Source organism: Streptomyces showdoensis (assembly GCF_039535475.1).
In the GTDB taxonomy this organism is placed as follows: domain Bacteria; phylum Actinomycetota; class Actinomycetes; order Streptomycetales; family Streptomycetaceae; genus Streptomyces; species Streptomyces showdoensis.
In genome coordinates, this window is the sequence record NZ_BAAAXG010000026.1 from 25,478 (window position 1) to 46,028 (window position 20,551).

General features: G+C 72.6%; 17 protein-coding genes and 1 pseudogene. 8 read left to right on the top strand and 10 right to left on the bottom strand.

Annotated elements, in window-relative coordinates; all coding sequences use genetic code 11:
• The first annotated feature begins 127 nt into the window (after positions 1-127).
• Together ABD981_RS12640 and ABD981_RS12645 are read left to right on the top strand one after the other, a co-directional pair.
• Positions 128-733, top strand: a complete 606-nt coding sequence (locus ABD981_RS12640; RefSeq protein ID WP_382748423.1) for a helix-turn-helix domain-containing protein — start codon at positions 128-130, stop codon at positions 731-733.
• Positions 734-758: 25 nt separating this feature from the next.
• Positions 759-1,520, top strand: coding sequence for a tyrosine-protein phosphatase (locus ABD981_RS12645; protein ID WP_046912063.1), 762 nt, complete (start codon positions 759-761; stop codon positions 1,518-1,520).
• Positions 1,521-1,535: 15 nt separating this feature from the next.
• Here ABD981_RS12645 and ABD981_RS12650 read toward each other — a convergent pair whose 3' ends face one another.
• Both ABD981_RS12650 and ABD981_RS12655 read right to left on the bottom strand, forming a co-directional pair.
• Positions 1,536-2,591 (bottom strand): RICIN domain-containing protein, encoded by a 1,056-nt coding sequence (locus tag ABD981_RS12650; protein ID WP_345529142.1) that lies wholly within the window; start codon positions 2,589-2,591, stop codon positions 1,536-1,538.
• 224 nt (positions 2,592-2,815) lie between these two features.
• On the bottom strand, positions 2,816-3,841 hold the full coding sequence (locus tag ABD981_RS12655; protein ID WP_345529144.1) for an ATP-dependent 6-phosphofructokinase: 1,026 nt from the start codon (positions 3,839-3,841) through the stop codon (positions 2,816-2,818).
• Between the two features lie 311 nt (positions 3,842-4,152).
• On the opposite strand from ABD981_RS12655, the gene pta reads away from it, so the two are divergent.
• From pta to pyk, 3 genes and pseudogenes are all read left to right on the top strand, one after another.
• Positions 4,153-6,246 (top strand): phosphate acetyltransferase, encoded by a 2,094-nt coding sequence (gene pta, locus ABD981_RS12660; RefSeq protein WP_345529146.1) that lies wholly within the window; start codon positions 4,153-4,155, stop codon positions 6,244-6,246.
• Positions 6,243-7,493 (top strand): acetate kinase, encoded by a 1,251-nt coding sequence (locus ABD981_RS12665; protein ID WP_345529148.1) that lies wholly within the window; start codon positions 6,243-6,245, stop codon positions 7,491-7,493. The genes pta and ABD981_RS12665 overlap by 4 nt, the downstream gene beginning before the upstream one ends.
• Positions 7,494-7,567: 74 nt before the next feature.
• Positions 7,568-8,999, top strand: a pseudogene (gene pyk, locus ABD981_RS12670) (pyruvate kinase).
• A 75-nt stretch (positions 9,000-9,074) separates the two neighbouring features.
• Here pyk and ABD981_RS12675 read toward each other — a convergent pair.
• From ABD981_RS12675 to ABD981_RS12690, 4 genes are all read right to left on the bottom strand, one after another.
• Positions 9,075-10,376, bottom strand: a complete 1,302-nt coding sequence (locus ABD981_RS12675) for a hypothetical protein (protein ID WP_345529150.1) — start codon at positions 10,374-10,376, stop codon at positions 9,075-9,077.
• Positions 10,366-10,947, bottom strand: coding sequence for a DUF6114 domain-containing protein (locus ABD981_RS12680; protein WP_345529152.1), 582 nt, complete (start codon positions 10,945-10,947; stop codon positions 10,366-10,368). The genes ABD981_RS12675 and ABD981_RS12680 overlap by 11 nt, the downstream gene beginning before the upstream one ends.
• Positions 10,948-11,072: 125 nt before the next feature.
• Positions 11,073-11,726, bottom strand: a complete 654-nt coding sequence (locus ABD981_RS12685) for a DUF6230 family protein (protein WP_345529154.1) — start codon at positions 11,724-11,726, stop codon at positions 11,073-11,075.
• 569 nt (positions 11,727-12,295) lie between these two features.
• Positions 12,296-13,267 (bottom strand): tetratricopeptide repeat protein, encoded by a 972-nt coding sequence (locus tag ABD981_RS12690; RefSeq protein WP_345529156.1) that lies wholly within the window; start codon positions 13,265-13,267, stop codon positions 12,296-12,298.
• A 263-nt stretch (positions 13,268-13,530) separates the two neighbouring features.
• Between ABD981_RS12690 and ABD981_RS12695 the strand changes: the two genes are divergently transcribed.
• Positions 13,531-14,172 carry a TetR/AcrR family transcriptional regulator gene (locus ABD981_RS12695; RefSeq protein WP_345529158.1) on the top strand — a complete coding sequence of 214 codons (642 nt, stop codon included), beginning with the start codon at positions 13,531-13,533 and terminating at the stop codon, positions 14,170-14,172.
• Between the two features lie 136 nt (positions 14,173-14,308).
• Here the strand turns inward: ABD981_RS12695 and icmA are convergent, their stop codons facing one another.
• The 4 genes from icmA to ABD981_RS12715 form a co-directional block, all read right to left on the bottom strand.
• Positions 14,309-16,009: a coenzyme B12-dependent isobutyryl-CoA mutase large subunit gene (gene icmA / locus ABD981_RS12700; protein WP_345529160.1), complete on the bottom strand. Its 1,701-nt coding sequence runs from the start codon at positions 16,007-16,009 to the stop codon at positions 14,309-14,311.
• Between the two features lie 82 nt (positions 16,010-16,091).
• A complete protein-coding gene (locus ABD981_RS12705) occupies positions 16,092-16,424 on the bottom strand; it encodes a DUF3817 domain-containing protein (RefSeq protein ID WP_345529162.1) in 333 nt (110 codons plus the stop codon).
• Between the two features lie 73 nt (positions 16,425-16,497).
• Positions 16,498-17,007, bottom strand: coding sequence for a MarR family winged helix-turn-helix transcriptional regulator (locus ABD981_RS12710; RefSeq protein WP_345529164.1), 510 nt, complete (start codon positions 17,005-17,007; stop codon positions 16,498-16,500).
• Between the two features lie 9 nt (positions 17,008-17,016).
• Positions 17,017-18,315, bottom strand: coding sequence for an MFS transporter (locus ABD981_RS12715; RefSeq protein WP_345529166.1), 1,299 nt, complete (start codon positions 18,313-18,315; stop codon positions 17,017-17,019).
• Between the two features lie 78 nt (positions 18,316-18,393).
• Between ABD981_RS12715 and ABD981_RS12720 the strand changes: the two genes are divergently transcribed.
• Both ABD981_RS12720 and ABD981_RS12725 read left to right on the top strand, forming a co-directional pair.
• Positions 18,394-19,392 (top strand): ArsR/SmtB family transcription factor, encoded by a 999-nt coding sequence (locus ABD981_RS12720; RefSeq protein ID WP_046909191.1) that lies wholly within the window; start codon positions 18,394-18,396, stop codon positions 19,390-19,392.
• 133 nt (positions 19,393-19,525) lie between these two features.
• Positions 19,526-20,539 (top strand): glycoside hydrolase family 6 protein, encoded by a 1,014-nt coding sequence (locus ABD981_RS12725; protein WP_046909190.1) that lies wholly within the window; start codon positions 19,526-19,528, stop codon positions 20,537-20,539.
• Positions 20,540-20,551: the final 12 nt, after the last annotated feature.

A 20,551-nucleotide genomic window follows, 5' to 3' on the forward strand; every position in this document is an offset into this window, starting at 1 on the left:
CGATCGTGAGGGTTGGGCGAACGCACCGTAGCCAGCGCTCACCCTCCGCTCCTACGGTGTCAGCGTGCACCAACCCACCCCGCCTTTCAACGCCCTCGCCGCACGCCGTCTGCGCGAGGGCCTCGGCATGGCCCCCGGACACGTCGCCTACGGCCTGCGGGCCCAGTACGGGCTCGTCGTCGCCCCCGAGACCGTCATCGCCTGGGAGCGCGGCCGGGTCACCCCCAGCGCGCAGGAGCTGACCGCCCTCGCCGGCGTCCTGTGGTGCGCCCCCGCCGAGCTCCTCGCCTCCGCCACCACCCTGCGCGAGCACCGGATGGCCCGGGGCCTGGCCCCCGAGGACCTGGCCCGCCGGGTGGGCCTGGAGCCCGGCGCGTACCTGCGGATGGAGGAGTCGGGGCGCTGGAGCGGCAACGAGCGCCAGACCGCCGCCCTCGCCGGGACCCTGGGCCTGGGCCCGCGCGCCCTGCTCACCGCGACCGGCGGCGACGAGAAGCTCACGGCGCTGCTGCGGGACGCGGCGACCACCCGCTGGCAGGCCTACGTGAAGCCGGTGGTGAAGCTGCTGCCGCTGCCCAAGCGGACCGTCGAGAACGCGCTCCAGCGGCTGCACACCGACTACCACGCCAAGATGGCGGCCACCAGCAGCTGGGGCGCCTCGGGCTCGACGGGCGACGAGGGGCGGGCGTACCTCGACGGCATCATGGACCGCTTCTGGGCCCTCGTCGGGTAGCGGGCCGGCGCCGTACAGTGACGCCGTGAGACGACACATACCCTTCGAACGGCTGCACAACTTCCGTGACCTGGGCGGCTATCGGACCGCCGACGGCGGGACCGTGCGGTGGGAGACCCTCTACCGCTCCGACTCGCTCGCCAAGCTGGCGGGCCCCGGCGCCGAAGCCGATCTGAAGCTCTTCCGCGAGCTGGACGTGGCCACCGTGATCGACCTGCGCTACCCGTGGGAGATCGCGGCCAAGGGCCGCCACCCCGAGGGCGAGCCGCAGGCCTGGCACAACCTCAGCATCGAGCACCGGCCCTACGACCAGGCCGAGATCGACCCCGCGCTCGATCCCTGGCGCTACCTGGCCGACCGTTTCGCCGAGGTCGCCCTCGACGGCGCCGCGGAACTGCGGGAGGCCCTGGAGCTCATCGCCGCGGCCGAGGGCCCGCTGGTCTTCCACTGCGCGTCAGGGAAGGACCGAACGGGACTGCTCGCGGCGCTCGTCCTGGCGCTGCTCGACGTCTCCGACGAGCAGATCCTGGCGGACTTCGCCCTGACCGAGCTGGCCACCGAACGGCTCGTCGCCGACTGGAGGGCCGCACACCCGGGCCGCGAGCTGCGCTGGCCGGGGTACGGGCGGGCGCCCGAGGAGATCATGCGGCTGGTCCTCGCGGACCTGCGCGCGGAGTACGGCTCGGTGCACGGGTACGTCACCGGCCACGTCGGTCTCGACCCGGCCGTGGTGGCGGCGCTGCGCACCCGGCTGGTGGAACCCGCTCGGCCGTGTCATCCGGCCTGATCCGAAGGACACGACCTAGCGCCGGTCGAAGCTGAACAGCTGGCCCCGGGCGTCCGCCGCGCAGGGCGCCTGGGTCAGCCGGGACCACTCGGCCATGCGGTCGCCGACGACGGTGACGCAGCTGCCGGGGGTCGCGGAGCCGACCGGGACGATGCGGTAGCCGGTGACCGGGGAGCCGTGCGGCTCCAGGGTGAAGCGTTCCACGCGGGTGGGGTCGCCGCACTCGGAGTCCTCGAGCGCGGCGTACGGTATCCGGCCCCCGGACGGGATGCCGGAGCAGCCCACGGGGAAGTCCGGGTGGACCGAGACGATCCGCCACCGGTCCCCGCCGAGCCGCTTCAGCTCGTAGCGGGGGACCTCCGCGCCGGCGCAGGGCCGCTGGTAGATCTGCCCGTCGCGGCTGCCCCGCCGCTCGTTGAGGCAGAGGTCCGAACCGATCACCCGGATCCGCACCGGGCCCTCGGCGGGCGCGGTGAGCACCGGGCGGTGCGCGTGGCCGGTCCCCGTGTCGTCCCGTACGAAGGCGACGACGCTGACGGCGGCGAGGACGAGGCCCGCCACGGCGACGGCGCCGACCAGGGCGCGGCGCAGCCGGGAGCGCGGGCCGGACTCGGGATCGGGACCGGCGGCCGGGTCCTCGGCGGCGGAGGGCCAGGCGGGGGGCGGCCCGGCGGGGGCGGCGCCCTCGGCCGCGGCCCCTTCGGCGGCGCCCGCCGCGGGCCCCGTGCCTCCCGCGTGCGCCGCGTCCTCGGCGGGCTCCTCGTCCCCCGCGGGGCCGTGTCTCCCCCGGGCCGCGAGCTCCGCCCGTACCGTCTCCCACTCCTCCGCCTGGCCGGGGCCGAGGCCGCAGGCGCGGACGAAGCAGCCGAGCAGTTCCTCGCGCGGGACGGTGGTGCGGGCCAGCATGTTGGCGACGGTCGAGCGGGGCAGGACGTCGCCGCCGGCCTCGGCGCGGGCCGACAGCTCGCGGTAGGTGAGTCCGGACCAGTCCTTCAGGTCCTGCAGCCGCGCGATGAACTCGGCCGGGCTCCGCGCCGCCCGCGGGTCGGGAACCCGCTCCCCCGTCGTCATGGCGCGCCGCTCCCCTCGTTGGGACATGTCCCGGACAGCCTCAAGCCTTGTTGATCGCGCCACGGGGCTCAAGCATGGATTCGGCCCCGATCGTCCACGGGGGGACGATCGGGGCCGGGGGGCGTCCGGGACAAGTCGGGACCTTGGTCCCGCTCGCGGGGGCCGGAGGGACGTGCCGGAGGGCCCGCACGGGGATCCGTGCGGGCCCTCGGCGCGAGCGGGCGTCAGAAGACCGACTCGGCCTCGCGCATGCGGTCCTCGGGGACGGTCTTCAGCCGGGTGACGGCCTCGGCCAGCGGGACCATCTGGATGTCCGTGCCGCGCAGCGCGGTCATCCGGCCGAACTCGCCGCGGTGGGCGGCCTCCACCGCGTGCCAGCCGAAGCGGGTGGCGAGCACCCGGTCGTACGCGGTCGGCGTGCCGCCGCGCTGGACGTGGCCGAGGATGACCGGGCGGGCCTCCTTGCCGAGGCGCCGCTCCAGCTCGACGGCGAGCTGGTTGCCGATGCCCTGGAAGCGCTCGTGGCCGAACTGGTCGATCTCGCCCTTGCCGTACTCCATCGAGCCCTCGGCCGGGTGCGCGCCCTCGGCGACGCAGATGACGGCGAACTTCTTGCCGCGGGCGAAGCGTTCCTCGACCATCTTCACGAGGTCGTCGACCTGGAAGGGCCGTTCGGGGAGGCAGATGCCGTGGGCGCCGCCGGCCATGCCGGACTCCAGGGCGATCCAGCCGGCGTGCCGGCCCATGACCTCGACGACCATCACGCGCTGGTGGGACTCGGCGGTGGTCTTGAGGCGGTCCATGGCCTCGGTGGCCACGCCGACGGCGGTGTCGAAGCCGAAGGTGCGGTCGGTGGAGGAGATGTCGTTGTCGATCGTCTTCGGGACGCCGACGACGGGCATGCCGGCGTCCGAGAGCATCCGGGCGGCGGTCAGGGTGCCCTCGCCGCCGATCGGGATGAGGACGTCGATGCCGTACTTCCGGGCCAAGTCGGGGGCGGACTCGGCGGCTTCGCGCAGCCGGTTCCGCTCCAGGCGGGCGGAGCCGAGGATGGTGCCGCCGCGGGCGAGGATGCCGCTGACGGCGTTGAGGTCCAGGGGGCGGTAGTGGCCGTCGAGGAGACCCTTGAACCCGTCCTCGAAGCCGATGACTTCGTCGTCGTGGCCGGTCAGCGCCCGGTGCACGACCGACCGGATCACTGCGTTCAGGCCGGGACAGTCGCCGCCTGCGGTGAGAACTCCGATGCGCATCGTGCTGTGTCTCCTGCTCGGTAGTGGTACGTGTGAGCCTCGTCGATTCTCACACGGCGTGGCGTGCCGACGCGCTCGCTGCTACTCCGCGCGCCCGGCGCCGATGGGCCTTCCGGGGCCTTTGGTCCCACCCCTTCGGGCCCTCCGTCCGGCGGGCGTCCTATCCACCCACAGGGGTATTGTCAAGAGGGCAATGCCACCCTATCGGTGTTTTTTGAACCCACTCGATTGACACTGGTGCCACTCGATCGACACTCGACGGGACCTCGGTGGCCTCCACCGGACCTCGACCGACATCAGGAGACGACGGCGTGACGCGCAGCGTGTACGTGACCGGGATCGACCGCGGGGACGGCCGCCAGGTCGTCGAGCTGGGAGTCATGGAGCTCCTCACCCGCCAGGTGGACCGCGTGGGGGTGTTCCGTCCGCTCGTGCACGACGGACCCGACCGTCTGTTCGACCTGCTGCGCAGCCGCTACCGGCTGACCCAGGACGCGTCGACCGTCTACGGCATGGACTACCACGAGGCCAGCGACCTCCAGGCGGAGCGCGGCACCGACGAGCTGGTCTCCCGGCTCGTGGACCGCTTCCACGCCGTCGCCCGCGACTACGAGGTCGTGCTCGTCCTCGGCACCGACTTCGCCGGCACCCAGGTCCCCGACGAGCTCGCGCTCAACGCGCGGCTCGCCAACGAATTCGGCGCCTCGGTGATACCGGTGGTCGGCGGCAAGGGCCAGACGGCCGAGTCCGTACGGGCCGAGGCCCGCAACGCCTTCCGCGCCTACGACGGGCTCGGCTGCGACGTGCTCGCGATGGTGGTGAACCGGGTGGCCGGCGAGGACCGGGCGGTGATCGCCGAGCGGCTCGCCGCCCGGCTGCCGGTGCCCTGCTACGTGCTGCCCGACGAGCCGGCCCTCGCCGCGCCGACCGTCGCCCAGATCACCCACGCGCTCGGCGCCTCGGTGGTCCTCGGCGACGACGCCGGGCTCGCCCGCGACGCGCTCGACTTCGTCTTCGGCGGGGCCATGCTGCCGAACTTCCTCAACGCGCTGACCCCCGGCTGCCTGGTCGTCACCCCCGGGGACCGGGCCGACCTGGTCGTCGGCGCGCTCGCCGCGCACTCCGCCGGCACCCCGCCGATCGCCGGCGTGCTGCTCACGCTCAACGAGCGGCCCAGCGACGAGATCCTCACCCTGGCGGCCCGCCTGGCGCCCGGCACCCCGGTCATCTCCGTACCGGGCAACAGCTTCCCCACCGCCGCCGAACTCTTCGCCCTCGAAGGCAAGTTGAACGCCTCGACGCCCCGCAAGGCGGAGACCGCCCTCGGCCTGTTCGAGCGCCACGTCGACACCGCCGACCTGCTGCGCCGGATCTCGGTCGCCCGCAGCGGCCGGGTCACCCCGATGATGTTCGAGCACGAGCTGCTGGAGCAGGCCCGCGCCGACCGCCGCCGGGTGGTGCTGCCCGAGGGCACCGAGGAGCGGGTGCTGCGCGCCGCCGACGTGCTGCTGCGCCGCGACGTCTGCGACCTCACCCTGCTGGGCGACGTCGAGACGATCCGCAAGAAGGCCGCCGACCTCAGCGTGGACCTGGGCGAGACCCAGCTGATCGACCCGCAGACCTCGGAGCTGCGCGACTCCTTCGCGGAGAAGTACGCGGCGCTGCGCGCCCACAAGGGCGTCACCGTGGAGCTGGCGTACGACGTGGTGTCGGACGTGAACTACTTCGGCACCCTGATGGTCCAGGAGGGCCTGGCCGACGGCATGGTCTCCGGCTCGGTGCACTCCACCGCCGCCACCATCCGGCCCGCGTTCGAGATCATCAAGACCAAGCCGGACGCCTCGATCGTCTCCTCGGTCTTCTTCATGTGCCTGGCCGACAAGGTCCTCGTCTACGGCGACTGCGCGGTCAACCCGGACCCGAACGCCGAGCAGCTGGCCGACATCGCCGTGCAGTCCGCGGCCACCGCCGCCCGCTTCGGCGTCGAGCCGCGGATCGCGATGCTCTCGTACTCCACCGGCACCTCGGGCTCCGGCGCCGACGTCGACAAGGTGCGCGAGGCCACCAAGCTGGTCCGCGAGAGTCACCCGGAGCTGCGGATCGAGGGTCCGATCCAGTACGACGCGGCGGTCGAGCCCTCGGTGGCGGCGACCAAGCTGCCCGGCTCCGAGGTGGCCGGCCAGGCCAGCGTGCTGATCTTCCCGGACCTCAACACCGGCAACAACACCTACAAGGCCGTGCAGCGTTCGGCCGGCGCGGTCGCCGTCGGCCCGGTGCTGCAGGGTCTGCGCAAGCCCGTGAACGACCTCTCGCGCGGCGCGCTCGTCAGCGACATCGTCAACACCGTCGCCATCACGGCGATCCAGTCCCAGAACCCCGCCCAGGGTCAGGAGCTCCCCGCATGACCACCACCCCCGCCCAGGTCCCCACCCGGGTCCTCGTCCTCAACTCCGGCTCCTCGTCGGTGAAGTACCAGCTGCTCGACATGAAGGACGGCAGCCGCCTGGCGGTCGGCCTGGTCGAGCGGATCGGCGAGGAGACCTCGCGGCTCGCGCACACCCCGCTGCTGGGCGGCGGCGGCGCGAAGCGCGAGAAGAACGGCCCGATCGCCGACCACGCGGCGGCGCTGAAGGCGGTGGCCGAGGAGCTGGCGGCGGACGGACTCGGCCTGGACTCGCCCGAACTGGCGGCGATCGGCCACCGGGTGGTGCACGGCGGGCTCCGCTTCACCGAGCCGACGGTCGTCGACGACGAGGTGCTCGCCGAGATCGAGCGGCTGGTGCCGGTGGCGCCGCTGCACAACCCGGCCAACCTGACCGGCATCCGCACGGCCCAGGCGCTGCGCCCGGACCTGCCGCAGGTGGCGGTCTTCGACACGGCGTTCCACACGACGATGCCGGAGTCGGCGGCGCGGTACGCGATCGACGTGGAGACCGCGGACGCCCACCGGATCCGCCGCTACGGCTTCCACGGCACCTCGCACGCGTACGTCTCCCGGGAGACCGCGAAGCTGCTCGGCAAGACGCCCGAGGAGGTGAACGTGATCGTGCTGCACCTCGGCAACGGGGCCTCCGCCTCGGCGGTGGCCGGCGGGCGCTGCGTGGACACCTCGATGGGGCTGACCCCGCTGGAGGGCCTGGTCATGGGCACCCGCTCGGGCGACATCGACCCGGCGGTCACCTTCCACCTCAAGCGGGTGGCCGGGATGTCGGCGGACGAGATCGACACCCTGCTGAACAAGAGGTCCGGGCTCGTCGGGCTCTGCGGCGACAACGACATGCGCGAGATCCGGCGCCGGATCGACGAGGGCGACGCGCGGGCCGCGCTCGCCTTCGACATCTACGTGCACCGGCTCAAGAAGTACATCGGTGCGTACTACGCCGTGCTCGGCCGGGTGGACGCGGTCGTGTTCACGGCGGGGGTCGGCGAGAACGCCGTCCCGGTCCGCGAGGCCGCGATCGCCGGCCTGGAGGAGCTGGGCCTGGCGGTGGACGCCGAGCTCAACGCCGTGCGCTCCGACGAGCCCCGGATCATCTCGCCGGTCTACGCCCGGGTCTCGGTCGCCGTGGTGCCCACGGACGAGGAGCTGGAGATCGCCCGGCAGAGCTACGCACTCGTGCACGAAACGTCGCCCGACGGAGTGAACGCCTGAGCGGCCCCCCGCCCATTTGTACTTTCCACCAGACGGAATATTCCGCAGTGAAACAAACCGATAGGATCCGCCTCATGCGCCGTTCCAAAATCGTCTGCACGCTGGGCCCCGCCGTCGACTCCTATGAGCAGCTGAAGGCTCTCATCGAGGCCGGCATGAACGTGGCCCGATTCAACATGAGCCACGGGACCCAGGCAGAGCACCAGGAGCGGTACGACCGTCTCCGCAGGGCGGTGGCCGACACCGGCCGCGCCGTCGGCGTGCTCGCCGACCTCCAGGGCCCCAAGATCCGTCTGGAGACCTTCGCCGAGGGCCCCGTCGAGCTGGTGCGCGGTGACGAGTTCACCATCACCACCGAGGACGTCCCCGGCGACAAATCGATCTGCGGCACCACGTACAAGGGCCTGCCCGGCGACGTGGCCAAGGGCGACCAGGTCCTCATCAACGACGGCAACGTCGAGCTGCGCGTCGTCGAGGTCGACGGCCCGCGGGTCAAGACCGTCGTCATCGAGGGCGGCGTCATCTCCGACCACAAGGGCATCAACCTGCCCGGCGCGGCGGTCAACGTCCCGGCCCTGTCCGAGAAGGACGTCGAGGACCTCCGCTTCGCGCTGCGGATGGGCTGCGACATGGTCGCCCTCTCCTTCGTCCGGGACGCCAACGACGTCAAGGACGTCCACAAGGTGATGGACGAGGAGGGCCGCCGGGTCCCCGTCATCGCCAAGGTGGAGAAGCCGCAGGCGGTCGAGAACATGGCCGCCGTCGTCGACGCCTTCGACGCGGTCATGGTCGCGCGCGGCGACCTCGCGGTGGAGTACCCGCTGGAGAAGGTCCCGATGGTGCAGAAGCGCCTCGTGGAGATGTGCCGCCGCAACGCGAAGCCGGTCATCGTCGCGACCCAGATGATGGAGTCGATGATCACCAACTCCCGTCCGACCCGCGCCGAGGCGAGCGACGTCGCCAACGCGATCCTGGACGGTGCGGACGCGGTCATGCTGTCGGCGGAGTCCTCGGTCGGCGCGTACCCGATCGAGACCGTGAAGACGATGTCGAAGATCGTCGCCGCGGCCGAGGAGGAGCTGCTCTCCAAGGGCCTCCAGCCCCTGGTCCCGGGCAAGAAGCCGCGCACGCAGGGCGGTTCGGTCGCCCGCGCGGCCTGCGAGATCGCCGACTTCCTGGGCGGCAAGGCGCTGATCGCCTTCACCCAGTCCGGCGACACCGCCCGCCGCCTCTCCCGCTACCGCGCCTCGCAGCCGATCCTCGCCTTCACGACCGAGGAGTCGACCCGCAACCAGCTCACCCTGAGCTGGGGCGTGGAGCCCTTCCTGGCCCCGTTCGTGGAGACCACCGACGCCATGGTCGAGCTGGTCGACGCCGAGCTGCTGAAGCTGCAGCGCTTCAACGCCGGCGACACGATGATCATCACCGCCGGTTCGCCCCCCGGCGTCCCCCGGCAGCACCAACATGGTCCGGGTGCACCACCTCGGTGGCGGCGACCGCGACTGACGCCGACGCGGCACGACGGAGCGCCCGTCCCCCCAAGGGGGACGGGCGCTCCGTCGTGTCCCGGCCCGGCCGGGTTCAGCTGCGCTCGATCGTGTTCCGCAGGCCCGGGACCTTCAGGGTGCCGCCGAACTGGCCCGCCTGGGTCACCTTCGCGTGGGAGAAGAAGGCGAAGGGGACGTTGAGCGGGGGCGGGGTCTCGGGGCTGAAGGTGACCGGGATGAGGCCGAAGAGATTGCCCTTCAGCTGCTCCGTGTACATGGTCACCGTGCCGTGCCGGATCGTGGAGGTCGAGCCCTGGTCCGAGCGGACGTGGCCGGTCAGGCCGTCGGAGTGCACCGTCAGCTGGTGCAGGTCCTTGATGTCGATCTCGTCCGCGGTGAACTTGAGGACCTTCTTGATCTTCCCGCTGCCCGTCTTGACCTCGACGATGCCCTTGTAGTCCAGGCCGCGCAGGGTGAGCAGCGAGGTCTCCAGGAGCCACGGGTCGTCCGGCAGCAGCGGGATGCCCGGCTCCAGCTGCGCGTCGGCGAGCGCCTGCGGGTCCGGCTCGGGACACGGGAAGCGCGGCTTCGCGCCCTCGGGTATGTCCTCGTCCTTCTTGGCGTCGAGGCCCTGGGCGGACTCCGGCAGCTCCTCGGTCTTCGCGCCGGCCTTCTCGGCGGCGGACCTGATGGCGGCCTTGGTCTTGTCGGCCGCCTTGTCGGCGGTCGTGCCGGTCTTGCCGGCGGTGCCGGTCGTGCCGGTCGCGGGCGGCGTCGTCCCCTTCGGGGTCTCCGGGGCGGACGTCGTCGGCTTGGGCGCGGCCGGTGCCGAGGTGGTCGGGGCGGGGGCCGGCGCCGTGGTCTTGTCCGGTCCGTCGAACAGGTCCTTGAGCGCGTCGCCGAGGCCCAGCGGGTCGAGCGGGTTGACCGACCTGGTCGGCGCGGGCGCGACGGGCGTCGACTTGGGCGCGGGCGCCTGGGTCGGGTCCGTCTTCGGGTCCTTCTTCGGGTCGGCGCCGGTGGTCGCGCCGCCGGTCGCGGTGGGCTCCGGGGCGGTGGTCGCGGAGCCGGTCGGGTCGGGCTTGGCCGTCTCGGTGGCGCTCGCGCTCGCCGTGGGGCCGGGGCTCCCGGTCTCGTCCGGCTTGGTGCTCGCCTCGTCCGTCGGCTCGTCCGAGCGGGTCACGCACGGGCCGGGCGCGAAGGGGATGTCCTTGTCGTCGGCGAGGGCCAGCCGGGGCGTGAGGCCCATGCCGACCAGCACCGCGGTGGGCATGGCCGCGAGGGCCATCGCCTTGCCCGCGGGGACGTGGATCTTGTTCAGCAGGGACTTGCGCGGTGCCGCGTGGCGCGGTCCTCTCGGCGTCTCCGCCGCCGACTGTGATGCGTCACCCCGCACTGTTCCTCCCGCCGTTGGCTTCGATCGTCGTCTCGGCCGCCGGCGCCTCGGGACCCTGCTGCGGGATCACGGGCTGCGTCGTGCCGTCGTGCAGGTGCGCGTACTCGACCGGTGCGGCCATGGCCTCGGCCGGGGCCCCGCTCTCCCCGCCCTCGTCGAAGCCCGCCACGGGCTCGGGGGCCGGGGGCGCCGGCGCCCAGGACACCGACATCCCGCCGCCGACGAGGGCGAAGAGGAAGCCGATGACGAGACCGCCGAAGTTCGACACGGGGATGGAGACAAGCCCGAGCACGATCGCCGCGACGCCCGCGAAGACCCGGACGAGGGGCTGGAACCACATCGTCAGGCCGAGCGTGATGAGCAGGACGCCGATGATCAGCGCTCCGGCGCCGGCCGTCGTCTTCATCGCGAGCGTGACGTTGCCGAGCCGCATGTCCCCGTACGGGAGGTAGGCGATCGGTACGCCGCCGATCATGGTGAACAGTCCCGCCCAGAAGGGCCGGGTCTGCCGCCAGACCTTGAACCGGTTGTCGTGGGGGACTCCGCTGGAAGCAGTGGACTCGGCGCTCATGGAAACAGCTCCCTGGAAGCGGTGTTGCTGAAAGAGGTGGAGAAGAAGGCTCGCTGCCGAGCGGGTGGGGGCCGTACGCGACGGCCCCGCACCCTGGACGCGTCAGTCCCGGAGGGACGTCGGCATCAGTAGCACTCGACCCCGGCGCCCTTGCCCCGGTGCAGGGAAAGGTCGAGGTTCGGCAGCTTGAACGTCGCGGCGGTGGTGGCCCACGCCTTCTGGTGGACGTCGGTGAGCTTGGCGTCCTCCGCGCGCTGGCCGAAGCCGTACGGGTTGGCCTTGGTGCCCGGCTGAATGCCCGGCTTGCCGTCCGCCTTGGCGAGCTTGCCGGCGGCGACACCGATGTCGATGTTGCCGAACTCGGCGTCGGCCTTCAGCTCGGTGACATCCAGGTAGATGTCCTTCGCGTAGACCGGCTTCTTGTCCTTGGTGCCGGCCGTCAGCACCAGCGTCACGTCGCCGACGAACGGGACGTTCGGCGTCACGACGGACTGGCACATGTTGGAGATCCAGGCCTCGGAGAAGCCGGACACGGCGACCGGAGCCGCGAAGTCCTTGCCCTCGAGGTCCTTGCCGGCGTCGACGCTGCCGTACTGGACGAAGTCCTTGCCGACGAGGCTGTCGGCCTTCACCTTGAACTCCTGGCCGGAGATGCTGAAGGACGCGGCGAGCGCGCCCTGAGCCAGGCCGACGCCGATCGCGGCCGTCGCGGCCACGCTCGGCACCATGACGACGGCGAACCGCTTCCATCTGGTCCCGCCACGAACCTGGGACTTCATGAGAATTCCTCCTTCTCGGACGTACATCTCCGGATGGGCCCCGGGCCCGTCCTGGGATGGGAGAAGTGCTACGTCCTCGGGAAGGGGAGCGCCGAGGGCTCAGGCGGCACGACGTGCGTCCGAATCACCGGCGATCACCCCCGAGCGACAACCACTGACCACGCCGTGCGCGCGGCCGGATTGGACAGGCCCTGCCGGTCAGAGCAGGAACCCCCCTGTCCACGACCGGCGGCACCGCCGCCGGCCCGCTCGGTGGGGACCCGCTGCCACTGGTGCGGCATCGGACCGAGCGTCGCCGATCGTGGTCCATTCCGGGCCCCCGCACAAGGGGGTTCGTTACTCGCTAGTAACGGCCTGATAACCACGGCACGACGGGCTGACGCCGGACCGCCACACACGGTGCCCTAGCGTGACGCGACAAAGCGTGATGAGGGAGGAGTAATCCGGACAGAAATCCGGGTTCGATTTACTGCAAGTAACAGCGGCCGCGATTACCAAGTTTTGGTAAAGCGCGGCCGCCGATTGTCACCGTGTCGCCAAATCGCCCCCGTACGGACGGGGCGAGCGGCTCAGTACAGCGCCCTCGCCAGGGCCTGCCGGGCCGCGGTCACCCGCGGGTCGTCGGCACCGATGACCTCGAACAGTTCCAGGAGCCGCAGCCGCACCGCGGTCCGGTCCTCGCCCGCCGTGCGGCGCACGGTCTCGACCAGCCGGCCGAAGGCGTCCTCGACGTGACCGCCCACCAGATCCAGGTCGGCGGCGGCGATCTGCGCGGCGACGTCGGCCGGGCCCTCGGCCGCGGCCTTGCGCACCGCCTGCGGGTCCATCGCCTGCACCCGGGCGAGCAGCTCGGCCTGGGCGAGCCCCAGCCGGGCCTCCGGGTGCTCCGGGTCGTGCGCGAGCACGTTCTTGTACGCCTGGACGGCGCCGGCCATGTCACCGGCGTCCAGCGCGGACATGGCGGCTTCGAGCAGGGCGTCGTACGGGCCGACCGGCACGGCCGCCGGGTCGGCGTCCGCGCCCTCGGCGGCCGGGTCCACCGGGATGCCCGTCAGGCCGAAGCGCTCCTCGGCGACCAGGACCAGCTGGTCGAGGGTCTCGCGGATCTGCGCCTCGGGGGCCGCGCCCTGGAAGAGCGGAAGGGCCTGGCCGGCGACCACCGCGAAAACGGCCGGAATTCCCTGGATGCCGAACTGCTGCATCAGCATCTGGTTGGCGTCGACGTCGACCTTGGCGAGCAGGAAGCGGCCGTTGTACTCGACGGCGAGGCGCTCCAGGAGGGGGCCGAGCTGCTTGCAGGGCTCGCACCACTCGGCCCAGAAGTCGATGACGACCGGGACCTCGGCGGAGCGCTGGAGCACATCGCGCTCGAATCCGGCCTCGTCTACGTCGATCACCAGGGCGGAAGGTGCGACGGCGGGCGTCCCGCCCTGCCGGGCGGACTCGGCGCGGGCCTGCTCGGCCTTCGCCTTGGCCTCTCCGGCCGCCTTCACCGCGGCGAGGTCGACGACGCCGCTCATGGACATGTTTCGGGGCTGCATGGCTACATCCTCCCCCTTCCGCGCGCGTAACCGGTAAGCCATGGCTGAACCGTGCCGTCCACGGAGGGACGGCACGGATCGCTGTTCGTCTGCGCCGGGTCCCCACCCGGCGCGGTGGTTGTCGCGAGCCGGCCCCTGAAAAGCCTTTCGCTACGGGTCGTAGCGTAATCCTCGACCCCCGGCCGTGGGGAGGGCGGGATGGTGAACTGCCTCACATCACGGTCCCCTGGCGCAATACCTACCGGCGGGTATGGTCGACCTCCATGTGTAGCCGCACCCGCTCCCGCGCCCGATCCGGACGCCCCCGTTCCGCCGAGGCCGACACGGCCATCCTGGAGGCGACCCGGGCGGCTCTGGTGGAGCTGGGCTGGTCCAAGCTGACGATGGGCGACGTCGCGACCCGGGCCGGGGTCGCCAAGACCACCCTGTACCGGCGCTGGGCCAACAAGAACGAACTCGTCGTCGACGCGGTCGCCGTCCTCTTCGACGAACTCGAACTGCCCGACCTGGGTTCCCTCCAGGCCGACATCGCCCATGTGGTGCTCCAGTTCGCCGCGCTCCTCGAACGCCCCGAGACCAAGACCGCCCTGATGGCGGTGGTCGCCGAGTCCACCCGCGACGAGCCGCTGCGCGAGCGCATCCGCACCTCGATCGTGGACCGGCAGAAGCGCCTGGTCCTGGAGGGCCGCCAGCGCGCCCAGGAGCGGGGGGAGCTCCCCGGGGAGCGCGACCCGCTGGCCGTCGAGGCGATCGACGACCTCATCTTCGACGTGGTCGCGGGAGCGGTGGTGCACCGGGCGCTGGTCAGCGCGGAACCGGTGGACGAGGCCTGGGTGCAGAGCCTCACCGCTCTGCTGCTCGGCGGCCTCTCGGCGGCTGCGGAGCAGGCCGGGCAGCCCGGATAGCCGGGGCAGCCGGGGTATCCGGGGCAGCCGGGGTATCCGGGGCAGCCGAACGACAGGCCGCCGGCGGCGGGCGTGCCGAAGCCGCCGCACGGCCCGGAAGGACCGTACGGCGGCTCGACGCTCCCGGCTCAGCCGGTCAGAAGCCCGCGGGCTCCGTGTAGACGCCCCACTCCTCGCGCAGCACGTCGCAGATCTCGCCGAGCGTGGCCTCGGCCCGTACCGCGTCCAGCATCGGGCCGATCATGTTGGAGCCGTCCCGGGCCGCGGCCAGCATCGCGTCCAGGCAGGCCGTGACCTTCGCGTCGTCGCGGCGGCCCTTGCGCTCGCCCAGGACCCGGACCTGCTCCCACTCGACCTCGTGGCTGACCCGCAGGATCTCCAGGTCGCCGGTGACCGAGCCGTGGTGGACGTTGACGCCGACGACCCGCTTCTCGCCCTTCTCCAGGGACTGCTGGTAGCGGAAGGCCGACTCGGCGATCTCGCCGGTGAACCAGCCGTCCTCGATGCCGCGCAGGATGCCGGAGGTGATCGGTCCGATCGGGTGCCTGCCGTCCGGGTGGGCGCGCAGGCCGCGCTCCTTGATCTGGTCGAAGATCTTCTCGGCGTCGGCCTCGATCCGGTCGGTGAGCTGCTCGACGTACCAGGAGCCGCCCAGCGGGTCGGCCACGTTGGCCACGCCGGTCTCCTCCATGAGCACCTGCTGGGTGCGCAGGGCGATCTCGGCGGCCTGCTCGCTCGGGAGGGCGAGGGTCTCGTCGAGGGCGTTGGTGTGCAGCGAGTTGGTGCCGCCGAGGACGGCGGACAGGGCCTCGACCGCGGTGCGCACGACGTTGTTGTACGGCTGCTGCGCGGTGAGCGAGACACCGGCGGTCTGGGTGTGGAAGCGGAGCCACTGCGCCTTGTCGGTCTTGGCGCCGTAGACCTCCTTCATCCAGCGGGCCCAGATCCGGCGGGCGGCGCGGAACTTGGCGATCTCCTCGAAGAAGTCGAGGTGCGCGTCGAAGAAGAAGGACAGGCCGGGCGCGAACACGTCCACGTCCAGGCCGCGGGAGAGGCCGAGCTCGACGTAGCCGAAGCCGTCGGCGAGGGTGTAGGCCAGCTCCTGCGCGGCCGTCGCCCCGGCCTCGCGGATGTGGTAGCCGGAGACCGAGAGCGGCTTGTACGCGGGGATGCCGGCCGCGCAGTGCTCCATGAGGTCGCCGATGAGGCGCAGGTGCGGCTCGGGCTGGAAGAGCCACTCCTTCTGCGCGATGTACTCCTTGAAGATGTCGGTCTGCAGCGTGCCGTTGAGCACGGCGGGGTCGACGCCCTGGCGCTCGGCGGCGACCAGGTACATGCAGAAGACCGGGACGGCCGGGCCGGAGATCGTCATCGAGGTCGTGACGTCGCCGAGCGGGATGTCCTTGAAGAGGACCTCCATGTCGGCGGCGGAGTCGATGGCGACGCCGCAGTGGCCGACTTCGCCCAGCGAGCGCGGGTCGTCGGAGTCGCGGCCCATCAGGGTCGGCATGTCGAAGGCGACCGAGAGCCCGCCGCCGCCGGCGGCCAGGATCATCTTGTAGCGCTCGTTGGTCTGCTCGGCGTTGCCGAAGCCGGCGAACTGGCGGATGGTCCAGGTCCGGCCGCGGTAGCCGGTCGGGTGGAGTCCGCGGGTGAAGGGGTACTCACCGGGCCAGCCGATGCGCTCGAACCCCTCGTAGGCGTCCCCGGGGCGCGGGCCGTAGACCGGCTCCACGGAGTCGCCGGAGAGCGTGGTGAAGTCGGCGTCGCGCTTGCGGGCCTTGTCGTAACGGGCCTGCCAGCGACGGCGGCCTTCCTCGATGGCGTCAGCGTCCATGCTTCGAATTTACTAGGACGTCCTAGTAAATGTCGATGGGAAACCCCCGCACATCAGTGCGGGGGTGGGTCCGGGCCCGGCCTCAGACCTTGGCGGGAACCGGCTGCGCGCCGCTGACCAGCGGAAGCGTGTCGCGGACGACCTTGCGCTCGACGAAGAAGGCGGCGAAGGGAATCGTTCCGGACACCAGCACCCACAGGAGCCGGCCGAACGGCCACTTGGCCTTGGAGCCCAGATCGAAGGCGAAGATCAGGTAGATGATGTAGAGGACGCCGTGGGCCTGGGAGACCGCGAAGGTCACGTCCTCGCCCATGTCGAACCCGTACTTGAAGATCATGCACGTGCAGAGCACGAGCAGCATGACCGCGGTCACGTACGCCATGACGCGGTAGCGGGTCAGCACGCTGGATTTCATGCCGACGAGCGTAACGGCACGTTCCGGGCGATCTTCCGCCGGGTCCCTGCCCGCATCCGGACCGGCCCCGGGGTCAGCCCTCGTCGAAGTCGTTCGCCGCGACCCGCAGCGGGCGCAGCATCGCGAAGATCTCGGCGCACTCCTCGGCGTCGTACACCCCGAGCCCGAAGTCCATCCCCATCAGGTCCCGGGTGGCGGCCTCGACCACCTCGCGGCCCTTGTCGGTGATGGTGGCGAGGGTGCCGCGGCCGTCGTTCGGGTTGGGGCGCTTGGCGACGAGGCCGGACTTCACCAGGCGGTCCACCGTGTTGGTCACGGAGGTGGGGTGCACCATCAGCCGCTCGCCGATCTTGGACATCGGCAGCTCCCCGGCCTTGGAGAAGGTGAGCAGCACCAGCGCCTCGTAGCGCGCGAAGGTCAGCCCGTACGGCTTGACCACCGCGTCCACCTCGGCCAGCAGGATCTGGTGGGCGCGCATGATCGAGGTGATCGCGGCCATCGAGGGGACCGGACCCCAGCGCCGCTGCCAGAGTTCGTCGGCGCGGGCGATGGGGTCGAACGGGAGACTGAGCGGCTTCGGCACGCGTCGACCTTACCCACTGGTCATATGACGGTCAGCCGCGTCTCGCCTTTCGGTCGCCCGCACTTCGAGGACCAGCCCGAGGACGCACAGGGTGGCGAGGACGCCGGTGCCCGCGACCACGGTGTGGACGGGGACGAACTCGGCGGCCAGCCCGGCGCCGGCCATGCCGAGGCCCTGGACGGTCATCATGCCGGCGGTCATCAGGGTCATCGCCCGGCCGCGCAGCTCTTCCGGGACGGCGGCCACGAACCAGGCGTCCAGGCCGAGGCTGTACGCGCCGGCCGCCCCGGCCAGGAAGAGCGCGGCGGCCGCGAGCGCGAGGCCCGGGCGCAGCGCGTACACGAGGAAGGGGAGGAAGCCGGTCAGCAGGAGCGGGTGGACGATCCGGGAGCGGGCGGCGACGCTGAGGGCGGAGCCGGCGAGGAGCTCGCCCAGGATCGTGCCGGCCGGCACCGCGCACATGAGGAGGCCGAGCGCTGCGGTGGAGACGCCGATCTCGTCGGCGTAGGGGGCGGCGAGCGCCTCCGGCACGACGAAGAAGAGCGGCGGGACCCAGAACAGCAGCATGAGCGCCCGGATCCGGCGGTCCTTCAGGACGCCCCAGGTGGCCCCGAGCCCCTCGCGCCGCTCGGGCGCGCGGGCCGGACGGCGGGCGGTGCCGAAGCGGAGCAGCAGGGCGGAGGCGAGGAAGGTGGCGGCGGTGACGGCGATGGCGCCGCGCGGGGTGAGCACGGTGAGCAGCAGGCCGCCGACGCCGAAGCCGGCGAGGAGGGCGCTCTGCGAGACGATCCGCAGCAGCGAGCGCCCGAGGACGAAGAGCTCGCCCTCGCCGAGGATGTCGGCGAGGGTGGCGATCCGGGTGCCGTTGAAGACGGGGGCGACGGCGGCGACGGCGCAGCGCAGCACGAGCAGGGCGGCGACGGGGGTGGCCGGCAGGACCATGAGGGCGACGCAGCCGGCGCAGACGAGGTCGCAGACGACGAGGACCCGGCGGGGCGGGTAGCGGTCGGCGACGCCGGCGAGGAGGGTGCCGCCGAGCAGGTAGGGCAGGAAGCCGAGGGCGAAGGTGAGCGAGGAGAGCAGCGGGGAGCGGGTGAGCTCGTAGACGAGCACGGTGAGGGCGAGCTCGCTGACGACGACGCCGAGCAGGGAGAAGAGGTGGGCGGCGAAGACGAAGCGGAACTCGCGCACGGCGAAGACGGCGGAGTATCCGGGCGACGCGGGAGCGACGGGGGCGGGGGCGGGCGACGCGGGGGCGGGGCCGGGGGCGGGCGCAGCTCCGGGCACCCGGGTGTCGTTCGTGGGCATGACAGGAGGGTGCGGGCCGGGCCGTCCCGACCCTAGACTTTCGGACCCAGCCGAATCTTCCGGGGCCGGAGGCGTGCCGTGCCGTACCACCTGCACTTCGGCGAGGCCGATCCGCTGCGCATCCGGTTCGCGATCTCGCCGCTGTGGGAGACCCACTGCGCGGTGCGGGTGCTCGCCCGGCCGCGCCAGCAGGGGTACCACCTGCCGTGGCTGCGGCGGATCGCGGAGGCCGCGGCCGGGGTGGACCTGGGGCCGCTGCAGCTGCTGATGCCGCTGCACGGGCACAGCCCGGACTTCCTGTACCCGCCGCCCATCGGGCCCACGGCGACCTTCGAGCGGGAGATCGCGGCCGTACGGGAGACGGATCCGGCCCTGGTCCTGGACGACGTCCGGCGGGCGCTGGCCGAGACCCCGGGGGCGGCCGACAGCGCGGAGGGGCGGCGGATGCTCGGCGATCCGGCCGGGTCCCTGCAGCGGCTCGCCGATCTGCTGGAGCGCGCCTGGGAGGCGCTGGTCGAGCCGGAGTGGCCGCGGCTGCGCGCGCTCCTGGAGGCGGACGTGGCGTACCACTCGCGGCGGCTCGCCGAGGGCGGTCTGGAGCGGCTGCTGAGCGAGCTGCACCCGGCCTTCGGCTGGTCGGAGGAGAGTTCGACGCTGACGGTGGACTACCACGGCGAGCACGTGCGGGCCCTGGACGGGCAGGGGCTGGTGCTGCTGCCCTCGGTGTTCACCTGGCCCGACGTGGTGAGCGGGTTCGATCCGCCGTGGCAGCCGACGGTGGCGTACCCGGCGCGGGGCATCGGCGCGCTGTGGACGGAGGCCCGCGACCGGACCCCGGACGCGCTGGCCCGGCTGCTCGGGCGGGCCCGGGCGGACGTGCTGTGCGCGCTGGAGGAGCCGGCCGGGACGACGGCGCTGGCCCACCGTCTCGGCCTCGCCCCCTCCTCGGTGTCGGCGCACCTGTCGGTGCTGCGGGCGGCGGGCCTGCTGGCCTCGCGGCGCTACGGCCACCAGGTGCTGTACGAACGGACGCCGCTGGGGATCGCCCTCGCGGTGTCGCAGCCGGAAGCCGACTGACCGTTATGCCAGGATGGCCCCGGTCTGTCCCCTCGGACCGGCTCGCGCGCGCCCCGGCGACGTCCGCCGGAGCCCGCCGACGCCCGTTCACGCCCGCCTGCCTGCCGTCCCGAATCCCGACCCTGGGGGCCGGATGTCCCGTCGCTCCGTCACCACCGCCGCCCTCGCCCTCCTCGCCGCGCTGCTGCTCACCGGCTGCGGCCGGGACGGGTCCCCCGTCGCCCCCGTGGGGCCGCCCGCCTCGCGCGGCGAGGCGGCCCCCACGAGCGGCTCCCCCTTCTGGGTGGACCCGGACAGCGACGCGGCCCGGCAGGTGCGGCAGTACGAGGCGCAGGGCCGGACGGAGGACGCGAGGCTCCTGAAGCGCATCTCGGAGCGGCCGGTCGCCGACTGGCCGGCCGGCGACGACCCCGTACCGGAGGTGGCGAAGGCGGTGCGGGGCGCGGCGCCCGGGCTGCGGACCGTGGTCTTCGTCGCGTACAACATCCCGCACCGCGACTGCGGCCTGTACTCGGCCGGCGGGGCGCACGACGCCCAGGCGTACCGGCGCTGGGTGGACGCCTTCGCCGGCGCGATCGGCGACGCCCCCGCGGTGGTGGTCCTGGAGCCGGACGCGGTGCCGCACATCGTGGACGGCTGCACTCCGCCGCAGCACCACGAGGAGCGGCTCGGACTGCTGGCGGAGGCGGTCGAGCGGTTCAAGCGGCAGCCGCGCACCCGGGTCTACCTGGACGCGGGCAACCCGGCCTGGATCGAGCGGCCGGACAAGCTGGTGGAGCCGCTGCGGCGGGCGGGCATCGCGCGCGCCGACGGCTTCGCGCTGAACGTCTCCAACTTCCAGACCAACGACGTCGTCCGGGGCTTCGGCGCCGGTCTCTCCCGGCTGCTCGGCGGGACCCACTTCACCGTGGACACCAGCCGCAACGGCGACGGCCCGCTGCCGGGCGACCGGCCCGAGGGCTGGTGCAACCCGCCCGGCCGCTCGCTCGGGGTGCCGCCGACCGACCGGACCGGGGACGAGCTGGTCGACGCCTATCTGTGGATCAAGCGGCCCGGCGACTCGGACGGCACCTGCCGGGGCGGCCCGGCCGCCGGCACCTGGTGGCCCGACTACGCGCTGGGGCTGGCCCGCCGCGCGAAGGCCTGACGGACCTGGGGG

Coding starts and splice junctions, on each gene's coding strand:
- ABD981_RS12650 (WP_345529142.1), bottom strand. CDS start 2,591: ATGACGACGGGGGAGCGGGTTCCCGACCCGCGGGCGGCGCGGAGCCCG.
- ABD981_RS12715 (WP_345529166.1), bottom strand. CDS start 18,315: ATGCCCACGAACGACACCCGGGTGCCCGGAGCTGCGCCCGCCCCCGGC.
- icmA (WP_345529160.1), bottom strand. CDS start 16,009: ATGGACGCTGACGCCATCGAGGAAGGCCGCCGTCGCTGGCAGGCCCGT.
- ABD981_RS12695 (WP_345529158.1), top strand. CDS start 13,531: ATGTGTAGCCGCACCCGCTCCCGCGCCCGATCCGGACGCCCCCGTTCC.
- ABD981_RS12705 (WP_345529162.1), bottom strand. CDS start 16,424: ATGAAATCCAGCGTGCTGACCCGCTACCGCGTCATGGCGTACGTGACC.
- ABD981_RS12640 (WP_382748423.1), top strand. CDS start 128: ATGGCCCCCGGACACGTCGCCTACGGCCTGCGGGCCCAGTACGGGCTC.
- ABD981_RS12655 (WP_345529144.1), bottom strand. CDS start 3,841: ATGCGCATCGGAGTTCTCACCGCAGGCGGCGACTGTCCCGGCCTGAAC.
- ABD981_RS12690 (WP_345529156.1), bottom strand. CDS start 13,267: ATGCAGCCCCGAAACATGTCCATGAGCGGCGTCGTCGACCTCGCCGCG.
- ABD981_RS12680 (WP_345529152.1), bottom strand. CDS start 10,947: ATGAGCGCCGAGTCCACTGCTTCCAGCGGAGTCCCCCACGACAACCGG.
- ABD981_RS12725 (WP_046909190.1), top strand. CDS start 19,526: ATGTCCCGTCGCTCCGTCACCACCGCCGCCCTCGCCCTCCTCGCCGCG.
- ABD981_RS12665 (WP_345529148.1), top strand. CDS start 6,243: ATGACCACCACCCCCGCCCAGGTCCCCACCCGGGTCCTCGTCCTCAAC.
- ABD981_RS12685 (WP_345529154.1), bottom strand. CDS start 11,726: ATGAAGTCCCAGGTTCGTGGCGGGACCAGATGGAAGCGGTTCGCCGTC.